This is a genomic window from uncultured Polaribacter sp., assembly GCF_947501385.1.
GTDB lineage: Bacteria > Bacteroidota > Bacteroidia > Flavobacteriales > Flavobacteriaceae > Polaribacter.
Map to the genome: position 1 here is coordinate 18,461 of NZ_CANMVP010000003.1, position 16,451 is coordinate 34,911.

A 16,451-nucleotide genomic window follows, 5' to 3' on the forward strand; every position below is an offset into this window, starting at 1 on the left:
TGGGGCGAGGTTTTTCATTTTACAATAGCTACTAAAATAAGTTTTCTGTAATAATACGCTATCCTATAAGGTTTGATAATGATTAGAATAAAAAAAGAAGTTGTTTTAAACAGTTCCTAATTCAAATAATTATCATTCTTTCCACCACTTTCTTCATTTTTTCTTTTGAATTTTCTTACTAAAAACCAAGAACAAAACCCCACTTAATAGCCAAGCGGGAAATGTAACAAAGGATAGAAATACGTCAAATTGGACGGAGATAAAGTAAAACAACCCAAAACTAATAGCCCAAGCAAAGAGCACGGCGTTATTGACTTTAATTCCTGCTATTTCAGCATAATTTTTTATAATTCCGAATTTTTCTGCGAAGAAATGTTCAAAGACAATGACAGCACCTATAGGAGCTAGAATAAATCCATATAAGGCAACAAAGCCTAATAATTTCATGGCGAAAGCAGGAAATAAACCAGCGATCGTCGCGATGGTTCCTGCAATAATAGTTATCCAAAAAGTAGACGCTTTTGGGATGATGGCTTGAAAGGCCAAACCTGCTCTATAAATGGTTGGGTTGGCGGTAGTCCAGCCGGCTAAAACCACGGCAATGATTCCAAAAACACCAATGGCATTGTTTGCCAAAGGTCCTGGTGCAACTGGTGGCGCTTCGCCATTATTTAAAAAAGACAAGGCTTCTGGAGATTTTAAATACACCGCATATAAAAGTGCCGCAGCAATCCACGCCATATAATGTCCTACATACATGCCTGCCGCAGTCATCCAACCGGCACTTGCTTTTTTAGCAAATCGAAAAACAGACAAATCAGACATGCCAATATGCATGGCTCCGTTGGCAAACCAAGACCAAATAACCACATGCCAAAAGGTAAATTTTGTTTGTCCAGGAAAGGGTTCAGAGCCTTCGCCCCAAATGTTCCAAAAGTTAGAAAAACTTTCCACACCTAATTGATTTAAAGCAACAATTCCACAGGCTATAAAAGCCAATACAATTACGGGCGACATCCAGTTTGCTGCTTTAGAAACGGTATCATAGCCTTTAGAAGCAATCAGAGAAATCACGGCACCAATGGCAATAACAATAACTACCCAAGTCACTCCATTTGGCATGGTGTCTGTTAATTTTGGCATTTCCATATCAAAAGGAATCCCCACAGCAGTTGCTGAAACGGTAATCATAGAACCTGCTAAAAAGCAAAACAAAATTCCGTTTGCCAAATTGTAGGCAGTGACTAATTTTTTACCACAAATTTTTTCTAATTGAAAATACAAAGTCAATCTATTTTTAACCGCAATTTCAGCTGTTAAAAAACGCCAGCTCAAAACAGCCAACAAATTCCCGATTAACAAACCTACAATTAAATCAAAGGCACTAACCCCCGCTGTTAAAAAAAGCGGTCCGATCATAAATTCGGTACCCGCAGCATGCTCTCCCGCATACATTCCTAAAAAACTTCCCCAGCCTTTTAATTTGGATTTCGGAACGGGTTCTCTTTCAAATTCTCCGCCAGCGATTTCTTCAATTTGATCTGATTCTATGCTTACTTGACTCATAAGTTTGTGTTTTTGATTGATTTTTTTTAAAAATTGACTTCAAGACCTATAACTTTAATTGTTCAATCTTGAAGTCAATTCGTCTGATATCTTACTTCCTGTTTTTTAGATTAAGTGCTCTGGAAAATCCGCTACACGCTCGCAGCAAATTTGTTCCATTACTTGTTGTAATTCTGTTTTTAATAAAGAGATGGTATGGTCTCCACCTTTTTTACCCAATGCAGCAACGCCATACATAAAAGAACGTCCTAGAAATGTAAATTTAGCACCAGAAGCCAAAGCTCTGGCAACATCCACGCCAGAACGAATGCCACTATCCATCATCACTTCAATTTGATTACCATATTTTTCGGCAATCGAGGTCAATGGTTTGATGGAGGATTCTCCAGCATCTAACTGTCTTCCCCCGTGATTAGACACAATAATTCCGTCTAAGCCTAAGCGAATGGCTTGTTCGGCATCATCATGAGAAGCCACTCCTTTTAAGACAATTTTACCTTTCCATAAATCACGAATTGGTTTTATTTTTTCTTCATTCAATCTTCCAGAAAACGTCTGATCCATAAATTTTCCCAATTGTTTGAGGTCTAAATTTTTTGGCATATAGGGGAGTAAATTTGCAAAACCAGGAATACCATGTTTTAAGGTTTGTAAGCTCCAATGTGGTCTGCCAAAGGCTTGCAGAATATTACTAACGTTCATTTTAGGAGGCATTGCCAAACCATTTCTGATGTCTCTTGGTCTAAAGCCAAAACTAGGCACATCACACAGAATCACCAACACTGGGCATGCTGCAGCGGCAGCTCTTTTTAAGAGATCGTTACGCAAACGGTCTTCTGTAGGATGGTATAATTGAAACCAGGCTTTGCCTTCTGTTAACTCTGCTGCTCTTTCGATGCTTGTGGTGGTAACGGTGCTTAAAACAAACGGAATATTGTGCTCGAAAGCAGCTTTTGCTAAGATTTCTGGAGCATTTGGCCACATCAAACCTTGCAAACCCACAGGCGCAATTCCAAAAGGCGCGTCATACTCAATGCCAAACAATTTGGTTTTGGTAGAAGAACCGCCATGATTTCGTAAATAATTTGGTTGTAATTGCACCTCCCTTAATTCTGAAGTATTTCTGTGCAGATTGACGTCTTCATTACAACCACCGTCTAAATACTCAAAAGCAAATTTTGGAATTTTTTTTCGTGCTTTATTTCTTAAATCATCTATAGATGGATAGCGTGTATCTATTTTTATGGCCATAGTTTTTTACTTGATAATAAAAGGAACGTGTTTTTTTAGCGCATAATTCTTTTTCAAGAATTTTGAGTTTAATTTGGTGTCTGAAATTGCAATGGCTGCGCCTAATGCAGAACCTAAAGAAGCTTTGGTAGTGCGTAATTTCATTCCTCTTAAATAATGTGATAATAATTTTATGTACAGGTCATTGTCTGTAAAACCCCCATCAATATACAAACGATCAATTTCTTGGGTATCTACAATTCTTTTAATTCCTTGTACTTGCAATTGCACCAACTCTATCATTAATTGATGGTATGCATGCTCAAATGTATTGTAAGCATAAGTTGTTTTTTGTGGCATGTTTTCATCAGCAAAAGATTTCCATCGAAAAGCATAGGTAAAGTCTGCTATAATTTCTGAATAGGCATCATAATCAAAAGCTACATTCTTGTGATAGTCTTGGTCTATATTAAATTTTTTCGACAATTCTTCGACTTGTAATTTGTATTCGTTTCCTAAAAATAGACGGGAAGATTTAACGGGTTTTCCATTAATTCTCATATAATTGATACAACCTGCTTTTGTTTCTTCGATGGTTAAAGGAACGTCTGAAAACGGATTTAAGGCAATAGACCAAGTCCCTGTAGAGACCAAAACAAATGGTTTTTTTACACTTCTTACATACGGAAGTAGTGCAGAAGAACTGTCATGAATACCTACGCCTATTTTAATTCTTGTGCCATTGTAATTCATGTTTACACTGGTTTCTGTGGAAACAATTGGCGGTAAAATTTTATGAATTTCTTCCTTGTAGACCCAATGATGATAGTCTTTCTTTTCATAATTCCACAAAGAAGTATGGCAACCAATACTGGTGTATTCACTAAAAGGAATTCCTGTAAATATAAAGCTCAAATACTGTGGTAAATGCAACGAATGTTTGATCTTTTTATAGATTTCTGGTTGGGTATATTTGATCCAATAGAGCTGCATCCCTGAATTTAAAAGCCCTGATTTTGGGGAACCTGTAGTGCTCGTAAATTCTAATTCTGGACCGTATTCTTTATAAAAATCGGCTACAACGGTAGCGTCAATTTCTTTGGTATAATTGTAAAGTGGTGTTAACGGATTTCCATATTCGTCTAAATGCACAAAACTGGCACCATAAGTAGAAAAATTAATTGCTTTTATGGTAAACTCTTCATGATGTAAAATGCGCTGAAAAAGTTCCTTTAACCAAGCTTGTAAAGCCGCTAAATTTTCTGTTGGAAAGCCATCTTCATCTTTAATCTCGTCAAAAGAGGCATATTCTCGATATACTTCTTTGTAATTTTTATCAAAAAGAAAGAATTTTTTATTGGTCTTTCCGATGTCAAAAACGGCAGTTACTTTTTGTTTCATGATGTTTATTTTACAATCCTGTGGCTATGGTATTTTTTCCTCTTTCTTTGATCAAGCCATCTCTTACCTTTAAATTTCTATAGCTTTGTATTGGATGAATTGCGCCACCCGTTTTTAATCTTGCAGCCGCTAATAAAGGCCTCACATCTGTTCTATATGCACCTTGTAAAATTTCTTGACAGGCAACCACATCATTTTCTAATTGTGCCCTTCTTAATGCATTTTGATCTACTAGCAAAGCTTTTGCATAAGCCTCTTGAATGGCTTCTAAAGATTGAATTAAATCTTCTAAAGGATCTTTTACATTATGGCTGGCATCAATCATCCAGGCTAAATCTGGATTTTGAGGATTGTTTTCCATCCCATAGACCAATTCATTAAAAATTAAGAAAAGTGCATAAGGTTTGATACTTCCAACGGTAAGATCATCATCACCATATTTACTATCGTTAAAATGAAAGCCTCCTAATTTACCCTTCAACATTAACATAGAGACAATTTGTTCGATGTTCGAATTTGGCAAGTGGTGTCCTAAATCAACCAAAGAAAATGCTTTTTCACCACATTCATTTGCCAGCATAAAAGAGGTGCCCCAATCTTGAATTACTGTAGCATAAAAGTTGGGTTCATAGGGTTTGTATTCAATGAGAAGTTTCCAATCCTTTGGCAAACCTTTGTAAATTTCTTTTAAACTGTCTTGTGTATTTTGTAAGGCGGTTTGAAAATTGTTTTGACCCGGAAAACAAGAACCATCTGCCAACCAAACGGTTAGGCTTTTAGAACCTAATTTGTCTCCGATTTTAATCACCTCTAAATTATGCGCAATGGCTTGCTCACGAACCGCTTGACTTGTATTGCTTAAAGAGCCGTATTTATAACTTTCTTTCGCATTTTTTTGATCTTGAAAGGTGTTTGAATTTACAGAATCGAATTTGATCTGTAAGCTATCTGCTTGTTGTTTGATGGCTGCATAATCGGAAGGAATGTCCCAAGGAATGTGCAAAGAAACCGCACCAGCAGTTTGTGTTAAGGCGTGTAAAATGCCTACATCATCTAATTTTTGTTCTAGTGTTGATGGTTCTCCGTAAAAAGAAAAACGTCCAAAACGAGTTCCACCAGCACCCAAAGCCCAACTAGGAATTGCCACTTGAAAATCACTTAATTTCGATACCATATGATGTACATCATGTCCTTTTGCAGTTAAAGTATCTGCTAAAAAGTGATACTGATTGTTTTGTAAAGCAAGACTTTTTTTATTGTCGTCTGCTATATGCTGTTTTGTTAATTTCATAAAAATCTGGTTTTAATAAAAAGCTTCCATAAATTTATGAATTCTCTATGGAAGTTTTTAAAATAATTATATTTAGATAATTTGAATTATCTTACAAATGCATTGGCCATACCACCATCAACATTGATAATGTTCCCAGTAGATTTGTCTAGAATTCCAACAAGAGAAAATACGCCATTGGCAATATCTTCGGGTCTAATGATTTCGTTTAATAAGTTTCTTTTGGCATAAAAAGCGGGTAGTTCCTCTACAGTAATTCCGTTTGCTTTCGCTCTACCTGCTGCCCAGGCGCCTTCCCAGATTTTACTTCCTACAATTACACCATCCGGATTTACAGTATTGACTCTAATTTTATCTTTTCCTAATTCAGCGGCTAATAAACGCACCATGTGTTGTTGAGACGCTTTTGCGGTTCCGTACGCTACATTGTTAGGTCCAGCAACCAAACCGTTTTTACTAGCGATGGAAATAAAATCGCCACCCAAAGCTTGCTTGCGCATAATTGCTACAGATTGTTTTGCCAGTTCAAACTGCCCTTTTACCAAGATGTTCTGTAAAATGTTCCAATCTTTATCTGTAGTGTCTTCTAATGCTTTAGAAATTGCCAAACCAGCACTGTGTACAATAATATCTACACCACCAAATTCGATACATGCTGTTTTATATGCTGAGGCAATAGAATCGTTGTTGGTAACATCGCAAATGGCATAGGCAGAAACATCTCTTTTATAAGTTGCGTTTGCTTCAATTAAACTTTCTTCGTTAATATCTGTTAGTACAACATTTGCACCTTCAGCAGCTAATTTATCAGCAATGGCTTTACCAATACCGCCACCTGCACCAGTAACAAAAGCTACTTTTCTAGACAATGGTAATTCTTTTGGCATTCTTTGTAATTTTGCCTCTTCTAGCAACCAATATTCAATATCAAAAGCTTCCTGTCTTGGCAAAGAAGTATAGGCCGTAATGGCTTCTGCACCCCGCATGACATTAATGGCATTGATATAAAATTCGTTGGCAACTCTGGTGGTTTGTTTGTTTTTTGCAAAACTAAACATTCCTACTCCCGGATAAATAATAATAACAGGATTTGCATCACGAATCGCAGGACTGTTTTCCTTTTTACAGGTGTTGTAATAATCTACATATTCTTGTCTGTAGGCTTCAAAAGCAGGTTCTAAGTTTTTACGAATCGCTTCTGTATCTGATAGGTCTTGATTTTTATCTAATGTTAAAACTAATGGTTGAATTTTTGTTCTTAGGAAATGATCTGGACACGAAGTTCCCATGGGCGCTAAACGCTCTAAATCATGACTATTGATATATTGCAGGACCACATTGGTATCAGAAAAATGACCGATCATTCTATTTTCAGAAGAACACAAACCTCTTAACAACGGCATTAACTGGGCTGCTTTTTCTGTACGCTCTGCTGCTGGCAAGCTCTCAACTTTTTGTCCGCCAAAAACTTTGCCATTTTCTTTAATTTTTTTGGCAATATATTCAGAAGCCATTTCAATAACTTCTAGACTGTTTATATAAGATTCATAAGAGGTATCTCCCCAAGTAAATAAACCATGAGAACCTAAAACAATACCTCTAATTCCTGGATTGTCTGCCAAACATTGCTCTAATTGCAAGCCTAAATCGAATCCTGGTTTTTGCCAAGGCACCCAACCCATAGTGTCTCCCCAAATTTCTTTGGTTACTTGCTGGCTATCTTTAGCAGCGGCTACTGCAATTAATGCATCTGGATGTAGGTGATCTATATGTGCAAATGGTAATAAACCATGCAATGGTGTGTCAATAGATGGTGCTTTACTGTCTAAATCGTAAATACAATGATTGAACAAACCCACCATTCGATCTTCATCATGCAAACCTTTGTACACTTTTTTTAAATCGCGCAATCTGCTAGTGTATAAACCTGCAATTCCTGCTCTGTTTAAAGTACCAATGTCTCCACCAGAACCTTTTACCCACATGACTTCTACCTCTTTATTTGTCAAAGGATCTTTTTCTATGGTTTTACAACTGGTGTTTCCACCACCATAATTGGTAATTCTTAAATCTGCCCCTAAAATATTAGAACGGTATAAGAATAACGCTACTTGGTCATCTCCTAGAGCATCTGCTTTGTCTTGATCCCATAAATAATCTACGTATTTAAATGCTTTTGTATTCGTTTTCATAAGGTTTGTTAAAATTTATCAAAAACAAATTTAGAGGTCTATTCAATTAATCGTATCCTGTACTGTACCGTGAAATTATTATTTTTTTTTGAAAAATGTTTTTTACATATTACTGTTGTCAATCCAAATAAAATCTGTTATTTTAGGTCTTTCTAGTGACGCTACAAGATAAATGATATTAATTAAATAACCTTTTTCAAAATATATGTTCAGTTTTATTTCAATTGATGAAAATTCTAGGATTCCAAAGTATCAACAGATTGTTAATGCAATCATTCAGAATATTTCGAATGGAAATTTGGTGATCGACCAAAAAATCCCTTCAATTAATCGGTTTAGTGAGGAATTTTATTTGTCTAGAGATACTGTAGAAAAAGCCTATAATATATTAAAGGAGCGCAATATAATTTCATCGATTAAAGGGAAAGGCTATTACATTACAAGAACAAAATTAATATCGAAAGTAAATATCTTATTTTTAGTCAATAAATTGAGTTCCTATAAATTAAGAACTTACAATTCTTTTATAGATAGTATTGGACCTAATTCTCACACAGATTTACACATTTATCATTGTGATGAATCTTTATTTTTAAATTTAATTGCAAAAAATAAATCTGCTTATGATTATTATGTGATTATGCCTCACTTTAAAACAGAAGCGCTTACACATGTGAGTTATACAGATAAAGTAATAAAAGCTTTAAAAGGCATCTCTAAAGAAAAATTAGTCATTTTAGACAATTTAAAATCGGGAATGGAAGGAGGTGCTGTAGAGATTTTTCAGGATTTTGAAAACGATATTTACAATGCACTTTGTGAAGCGTATCCTAAGATGGAAAGGTATAAAAATCTTATTTTATTTTACCCAAGAAAAACGGTGTATCCATATCCAAAGAGAATTTTACATGGTTTTAGAAAATTTTGTGTGGAATACAATATCGAATTTGAAATTTTAGAACAAGTTTGTGAAGATATGATTCTTAAAAAGGGAGATTTATTTGTTACCATAGAAGAATCTGATTTGGTGAATTTAGTCAAAAGAACAAGAGAAGACGAATATGTTTTAGGAGAAGACATTGGTATTATCTCTTACAATGATACTCCTTTAAAAGAATTATTAGGAATTACTGTGATTTCTACAGATTTTAAAATCATGGGTGAAACAGCGGCAAAAATGATTTTAGAAAAGAAAAAGGGAAAGTTTAAAGTGCCTTTTAATTTTATTGACAGAAATTCTTTATAAGCAATCACTACTAAAATTGATTGAATCCCCAACTACTTATATTTAAAAACGACTTCATCATTAAACGGAATAAATAATTAGCTTTTTGTTGATTTTATAGATTAATAGTTGCGCTAGGTAAGTAAATTTTCCAGTTTAATATTTAACATTTTACCCCGAATATATAGGAGTGTACTATCATTCTATATATGATAAACACATGTCCTACAGAGCTAACAAACAGCATACTACAGGATGCATGTAGTTAATGAGCTTCTTAATTTCATAAAAAATTAACTTAAAGGGGAAAAATTTTCTGTTAGCCACTATTAATTTTGAGCCTTTTAAAATCAACTCATAATGAAAGTACATGTATTCAAATTATGCTGGCTATTCTTTATCAGTATCTTTCTTGTTCAAAACTTGCAAGCGCAGGAGAACATTACGGTAACTGGTACTGTTTACGACGTAAGCACAAAAACTCCCATTCTAGGAGCAACAATCATCCAACTTGGTAATTCAACCAATGGAACCGTTACCGATTTTGATGGAAAGTATTCACTTACTGTCCCCTCTAATGGGACAATAAGGGCATCCTACATAGGCTTTAAGAGCCTTGAAATTCCTGTGAATGGTAAGACTATTTTAAATTTCAACCTTATTGTTGATGATCAGGAACTTAGTGAGATTGTAATCATCGCTTACGGAGAACAAAAAAAGGAAACCGTAACGGGTGCGATTGCTTCTATTAGCACTAAGGAAATCAAACAAAGTCCCGCAGCAAATTTAGCCGTTACATTAGCGGGTAGATTGCCAGGATTAACTTCTTTACAAACTAGTGGAGAACCTGGACGGGATCTTACTCAGTTGTTTATTAGAGGGCAAGGTACTATCAATGCACAGTCACCTATAGTTTTGGTAGATGGTGTGGAACGTCAACTTAATTATATTGACCCCAATGAGGTAGAGTCTGTGACCATTCTAAAAGACGCATCTTCTACAGCAATTTTTGGAGTACGTGGAGCAAATGGAGTTATTTTGGTGACTACCAAACGAGGAACTTCAGAAATTCCTGCCATTACTTTAACCTATGAAAGCGGAGTTCAGATGTTTACTCGTTTAGCACAACCTGTAAATGCTTTTGAGTTTGCAACGCTACGAAACCTAGCACAGGTAAATGATGGTGGTGCTCCTGCATATACTACTGAGGCTCTAGAAGCCTATAGAACAGGGTCTGATCCTTTGCAATTTCCAGATACAGATTGGGTAGACATGCTTGTAAGTGATTTTTCGCTACAACAACGTTTTAATATGAATGTATCTGGTGCCAATAAAAGTGTAAAATACTTTGTAAATGCAGGATATTTGAACCAGGGAGGACAGTTTGAAACAGAAGATGATCTTAATTATGACCCTAGTTTTAAATTAGATCGCTATAATTTTAGATCTAATATAGATCTCCAACTGAATCCTAATTTAAGTGCTTTCTTAAACTTAGCAGGATATGTAGAAAAACAAAACTCACCATTTGCAGTGTCAGTTGCCTCTACAGGACAAGGAGGTGCTTCACCGTCCTTATTTATTTTGGCAAATGTTTTCGATATTCCCTCAAATATTCCAGGTCCTTTATCTCCCGATGGCGTAGTAGTTACCTCTCCTACACAAACAAACCCGCCTTATGGAATTTTAAATAGAACTGGATATAGACAGCAAACACGATCAAACATTACCGCAACCTATGGAATGAGATTAAAATTAGATAATCTATTAAAAGGTCTTTCTACAGAAGCTGTAATTTCTTTCGATTCAAGAGCAACAAATAACTTAACCGCTTCAAAAGATTATCCTAAAGTTATTCAAGTTATTGAGCAGACACAGTCAGGTAGAGATAGTATATTCTTTAGACCATTTGATGACAGTATTGATACACCACTAGCTATAGGTGGTAATTCTGGCTTTAGAAGTTTTACAGATGTGAAAGCACGTTTAAATTACGACAGAACTTTTGGAGCACATGATGTAAAGGGACTCTTATTATATCAACAACAAAAAGAAATTAGAGGTCAGCAACTTCCCTTTAATCTTCGAGGAATAGCTACCAGGCTTACCTATGGGTATAAGAGTAGGTATTTTGTAGAATTTAATGCAGGTTACAACGGCTCTGAACAATTTAAGAAAGGAAATCGCTATGGTTTTTTCCCTGCCTATTCAGCAGGTTGGGTAATTTCTAGAGAAAAATTTTGGGACGACTTAAAGCCCACAATAAATTTTCTTAAAATACGGGGTTCCTACGGAGAAGTTGGGAACGACCGACTTGGTCAAGATCGCTTTTTATATTTAGATGACATTGATGTTACCGGTGGTGGATTCTCTGGAAGTTTGGGTGAAGGACAGCGTATTATAACGCGTCAGCTTAAAAACGAGGATTTACAATGGGAGGTGGCACGAAAAACAAACATAGGGATTGAGATTGGTTTCTTAAAATCTTTTGATTTGAAAGTGGATGTTTTTTATGAAAATAGAGACAATATTTTGAGAAATCGTGGAACAATACCTGTGTTAAATGGATTACCTATAGGTGCTTTACCACCTGTAAATATTGGCGTGGTTAAAAATCAAGGTTATGAGATAGAACTAAATTACAAAAAAGCTTTCAACAAAGACTTTTCAATACTCTCACGAGTAAATTTAAGTTATGCAACCAATGTTCAGGAATTTGCTGACGAACCTTTTTTACCTGAAGATTTCGCCTTTAGATATCGGCAACAAGGATATCGTATAGGTCAAAATTTCGGATACCTTGTAGATAAATATTTTGAAAGTCAAGAGGAAATAGATGCCTCTCCTGTTCAGAATGTAGGAGGTCATGAATCGAGACCTGGAGATTTCAAATATAAAGACTTAAATGGAGATAATTTTATTAATGAAAAGGATGTTTCACCTATTGGCTATTCTCGGGTTCCCGAATATACTTTTGGGGCTGCCTTTAATACCACTTACAAAAATTTTGATGTAAGCATCTTATTTCAAGGTGTATCGAACGTAACCAATTACTACCAAAGTCGAGGAACATTTGCTGACGGACCCAATTATTTTGCAAGACACCTTACAAGTTGGACACAAGAGCGATTTGAAAATGGAGAAACCATCGATTATCCAAGACTTACTCGGGAAGCTTCTCCTAATGAAATTAGAAACTCGTTTTTTATAGTCGATGCTAGTTATTTAAGGCTCAAAAATATGGAGATAGGATATAATCTTCCTAAAAATGTTTCCGATCGTATAGGCGTAAAAAATTTTCGAATCTATGCAAACGGGCTAAATTTAATAACTTGGGACAATCTCCCTACGGATGATTTTGATCCAGAATTAAATCAAGGTTTATCATATCCAGTACTAAAATTATACAATATAGGGATCAATCTATCCTTTTAATCCTTGCTAAAACCAAAAGAAATGAAAAATTATAAATACATACTATTAGCGCTATTTCTTTTCACATTAAGTTGTGAGGAGGATCCTTTAGATATTACTCCCGATGGAAGAATTACTTTACAAGATGTTTTTCTAGATGAACTACAAACTGAGGCATATTTAAATACCGTTTATGAAAATATTCCTTGGTACTCTTGGAGATACATGTTTTTTGCCTTTTTAGCAGGGGCATCAGATGAGGCTCAAGATGCGGATGTAGGTAATAATGGTTTAAATATCAACGCAAGATGGATTACCGGTTCATTAACACCATCCGTAAACCCACTAGAACTTAGAGGGCAAGGTACAGATCCTGACATTAGTCGTTACAACTCTTTTTGGGCAGGCATACGCGATGCCAATATTTTTCTTGCAAATGTAGAAACAGCAAACATTTCAAATGAAAGAAATAGAAAAAGATTCGAAGGAGAAGCTAGGTTACTGCGTGCTTTTTATTATTTAGAATTGATTAAACAATACGGTGCATTACCAATTTTTACAGAACCTTTAGCACCAGATTTTGATTATGTGGGCTTAATCCGTCCTACCTTTCAGGAATGTGCAGATTTTATAGCAACAGAATGTGAACTGGTAATTACCAATCCCGAGATGCCTATTCGTATTATTGAAGAGCAAGAACGTGGCCGTTTTAGTAAGGCAGTTGCGCATGCAATCAAATCTCAAGTGCTTCTATACAATGCGAGTCCTTTATGGAATGAAACTGACGATACCGGCAAATGGCAGGCAGCAGCAACGGCTTCAAAAAATGCGCTAGATGCTTTAACCACTGGAGGTGAGTACCAGCTTTACCCAGATTATGAAGAATATTCAATTACACAATCTGATAAAAATCCATCACCAAGAGATCGTGAGACGATTTATGAGATCAATCTAGGTGCACCTCCTACGTTTAGAAATATCAATGCGATGCCAAGTTTACCTGGAAATTTTAAAGCGGGCTCTTGTCCTACCCAAGAACTGGTAGATGCTTATGAAATGGCAAATGGGCAACCGGCCATTACTGGATATTCAGATGCTGACCATTTGAATCCTATTATAAACCCAGCTTCTGGCTATGACGAAAATAATCCTTATGTGGGTCGTGATCCTCGTTTTTATGCAACAGTTTGGTATAACGGAGCTTTGTATGATAATATTAGAGGTCGAATACATACTGTGGAAACATTTATAGGAGGCTCTGACCAACTGATTAAAACACCGCCAAACAGAAGAAATACACATACAGGATATTACTTACGTAAATTCTTTAATCCTAAAATTCAAAGAGGACAGTCTTCTTCTGCAAGGTATAAAAAATACCATTTAGCAGAATTGTATCTCAATTATGCAGAAGCAGAAAATGAGGCGAATGGACCTACTGTAGCTGCATATACTGCCATCAATACCCTGAGAGCTCGTGTAAATATGCCTCCGTTAACTGCAGGTTTGACAAAAGAAAGTTTTAGAAGCCGTGTTCGAAACGAGAGACGTGTTGAACTGGCTTTTGAAGAACATCGTTTTTGGGATGTAAGACGCTGGAAAATTTTAAATCAAACTGGGCGTCTTGTAACGGCAATGGAAATTAGAAAGGTAGGTGCAGATTTTACTTATGAACGTTTCGTTACCGAAACACGTAACGCTTATGACGATAAATACCTTATTTTTCCAATACCGATTACAGATAGTTCTATCATTCCAGATTTCAACATAAATCAAAATCCAGGATGGTAATTTAATTATAACAAGTTATTTTGAAGTAGTTATTTAATTTAATTCAATAACACCTTCCCCCAAGACCCTGCTTTATCTTTTTGATAAAGCAGGGTTTTTTAAATTAGTGAAACTCTGAAGCTTCGGAAGCGAAGAAATGAATTAAAAATTGCTAGCTGAATCTGACTATGCAGGCAGACTAATCCCGCTTTTTTAGCGGGATTTATGGGTTTATTCCCCGATACTTTGCGCCGAATAAAAAAGAAATTCTTACTTGATACCTTTACCCTTGGGTCTAGGTTTTTCAATTACTTAATTTTATATAAAATATTACCCGTTGTGCATTTTGAGTTAAATGTATTCCAAAATGTCAGTTCGAGACCCGAGAAAAATTTTTATCAAGCGGTTGGAATGACATGAATTAATCTATAAAATATGTCTGTTCGAGCGGAGTCGAGAACTATTAAGTGTTTAAGAGTCAATAAATTAAATAAACATGTCAATGGTAGTGATTTTTGATAAAAAAATAGTATCGAGAACTAGTTTAGAAACGAAAATTCTTATTCTCGATACAAATTTCACTTATTTTAATCGTGAAATTCACTCGAATTGACAGAATTTATCAAAATGCACAACAGGTAAAATATTGTTTTATAATATGTATGTGAATTTTACATATTATTTTTTTGGGAAATAATAATCGAACCATTTTTTTTCATTTCCTGCTGTTTTTAAATCAATCCCTTTTTTCTGCAAGGTATAAGACCATTTGATCAAACGTTTTTTCATGTTTTTTGCTAATCTAGGATGCACTTTCAAAAGATTTTTACTTTCGTGTTCTTTAGTAGTTACATCAAAAAGAAATTCTCTTTGACCAAATTTTAAATATTTATAATTACCCTCTCTAATTGCAGATTGCGACCAAAACCTCCAAAATAAGGATTTATGAGGTTCTCCTTTTTTTTGATCTGTTAAAAACGGAATTAAATTTACACCATCTAAATTTTTACTTTTTTTTAACCCTGCGAGTGCTATTGCAGTTGCTGCAACGTCTCGTGAAATAACAGGTTTGTCATACACTTTCCCTTTTGGCAAAATTGCTGGCCAATTCATAATAAAAGGAACTCTAATTCCGCCTTCAGACAACATTCCTTTTTCACCAACAAAAGGAGTATTTAAAGAGCCATCCCAAGCACCGCCTTTAAAGGAAATTGGTTTGTCTTCTTTATAAATTTTAAGAGGAGCACCATTGTCACTAATAAAAAAGATGAGTGTATTTTTAGCAATCTTTAGATCTTTAAGGGTTTGCTTTATTTCTCCTACACCATCATCAATTGCAGCTAACATTGCCAATGCATGTCTTCTTCTTTCTGGCATTTCTCCAGGAAACCGATCTAAATACTTTTTAGTTGCTTCTAAAGGAACATGTGGTGCAAAATAAGAAAGGTAAAAGAAAAATGGTTTGCCAGAATTTTGTTTGATAAAACTCAATGCTGCTTTTGTTTGAATCTCTAAACGAAATCCTTTTTCATTGATATATTTTGGTTTCGTTTTTTTACCATCCAAAGTATAATTTGACCAATATCTATTCATGGGTCCTTCAAAAACATCATCGAAACCTCTACTTGAGGTTGCATAAGGCAATCTTAATTTTTGAGGAATGCGAACTCTTTTATTTTTTGGAGCATTTGGCATATTTTCTTTTATCCAGTCTTTAGCGCCATGATTTGGGTCTAAATGCCATTTACCAGTCATTCCAGTAACATAACCTGCCTCTTTTAATCTTTGTGGAATTAAAACTTCTTCTAGTGGAAGTGGAATAGTTCCATTTTGATCTAAACCAAATTTTTGTTGATACCTACCAGTTAGTAAGCCAGCTCTAGAAGGAATGCATTGAGGCGCTGTAATATAACCTGATGTCATTCTTACACCATTTGCAGCTAACAAATCTATATTTGGTGTTTTTACATCTGTTACAGAACCATTTGCACCAATATCCGCAAACCCATGATCATCTGTAAAAATAACAATGAAGTTTGGTCTCTTTTGACTATAAATAGTAAAACTTAAAAAGATATAAATAAAAAAGAACTGATTTTTCATAATTTGATATATTTTAAGGGTAATGTAAAATAAAAAATGCCTCTTAATGAGGCATTTTTTATGTAAATAGTAAATTAAAATCCAGTTCCAGGAGCTTCTGGACTTTGTGCTTGCGCTTTCTGAGGATTTAAAATCATATAGGTTCCTAGTGCAGTTAATGCTGTATATTTACCGTAATTACCTATTTTTTTAAGAGCGTCTTTACGAGAAATTTCTTGAGTTTTATCTGTTGTTTTTTTCATGATGTATGTTTTCTATA

10 protein-coding genes are annotated in these 16,451 nt (G+C 35.1%); 3 read left to right on the plus strand and 7 right to left on the minus strand.

All coding sequences use genetic code 11. The annotated features are described in order from the left end of the window. Positions 1–153: 153 nt before the first annotated feature. The 5 genes from Q0998_RS02740 to Q0998_RS02760 form a co-directional block, all read right to left on the minus strand. A complete protein-coding gene (locus Q0998_RS02740; protein ID WP_299665920.1) occupies positions 154–1,566 on the minus strand; it encodes a hypothetical protein in 1,413 nt (470 codons plus the stop codon). Between the two features lie 105 nt (positions 1,567–1,671). After that, a complete protein-coding gene (locus tag Q0998_RS02745; protein WP_299665923.1) occupies positions 1,672–2,817 on the minus strand; it encodes an alpha-hydroxy acid oxidase in 1,146 nt (381 codons plus the stop codon). 6 nt (positions 2,818–2,823) lie between these two features. Next, positions 2,824–4,197: an FGGY family carbohydrate kinase gene (locus Q0998_RS02750; RefSeq protein WP_299665926.1), complete on the minus strand. Its 1,374-nt coding sequence runs from the start codon at positions 4,195–4,197 to the stop codon at positions 2,824–2,826. Between the two features lie 10 nt (positions 4,198–4,207). Continuing rightward, the gene (locus Q0998_RS02755; RefSeq protein ID WP_299665929.1) at positions 4,208–5,488 is read right to left on the minus strand and encodes a sugar isomerase; all 1,281 of its coding nucleotides are present in this window, start codon (positions 5,486–5,488) and stop codon (positions 4,208–4,210) included. 86 nt (positions 5,489–5,574) lie between these two features. Then, the gene (locus Q0998_RS02760; protein ID WP_299665932.1) at positions 5,575–7,680 is read right to left on the minus strand and encodes a bifunctional aldolase/short-chain dehydrogenase; all 2,106 of its coding nucleotides are present in this window, start codon (positions 7,678–7,680) and stop codon (positions 5,575–5,577) included. Between the two features lie 205 nt (positions 7,681–7,885). On the opposite strand from Q0998_RS02760, the gene Q0998_RS02765 reads away from it, so the two are divergent. The 3 genes from Q0998_RS02765 to Q0998_RS02775 all read left to right on the plus strand — a co-directional run bounded on the left by Q0998_RS02765 (position 7,886) and on the right by Q0998_RS02775 (position 14,110). Further along, positions 7,886–8,926 carry a GntR family transcriptional regulator gene (locus Q0998_RS02765; RefSeq protein WP_299665935.1) on the plus strand — a complete coding sequence of 347 codons (1,041 nt, stop codon included), beginning with the start codon at positions 7,886–7,888 and terminating at the stop codon, positions 8,924–8,926. 339 nt (positions 8,927–9,265) lie between these two features. Then, the gene (locus Q0998_RS02770) at positions 9,266–12,340 is read left to right on the plus strand and encodes a TonB-dependent receptor (RefSeq protein WP_299665938.1); all 3,075 of its coding nucleotides are present in this window, start codon (positions 9,266–9,268) and stop codon (positions 12,338–12,340) included. A gap of 21 nt (positions 12,341–12,361) precedes the next feature. Next, positions 12,362–14,110 carry a RagB/SusD family nutrient uptake outer membrane protein gene (locus Q0998_RS02775; RefSeq protein WP_299665941.1) on the plus strand — a complete coding sequence of 583 codons (1,749 nt, stop codon included), beginning with the start codon at positions 12,362–12,364 and terminating at the stop codon, positions 14,108–14,110. A 657-nt stretch (positions 14,111–14,767) separates the two neighbouring features. On the opposite strand, the gene Q0998_RS02780 is transcribed toward Q0998_RS02775, so the two are convergent. Further along, a complete protein-coding gene (locus tag Q0998_RS02780) occupies positions 14,768–16,192 on the minus strand; it encodes a sulfatase-like hydrolase/transferase (protein ID WP_299665943.1) in 1,425 nt (474 codons plus the stop codon). A 74-nt stretch (positions 16,193–16,266) separates the two neighbouring features. After that, entirely contained in the window at positions 16,267–16,434 is a 168-nt protein-coding gene (locus Q0998_RS02785; protein WP_299665945.1) for a hypothetical protein, read from the minus strand. Positions 16,435–16,451 lie beyond the last annotated feature (17 nt).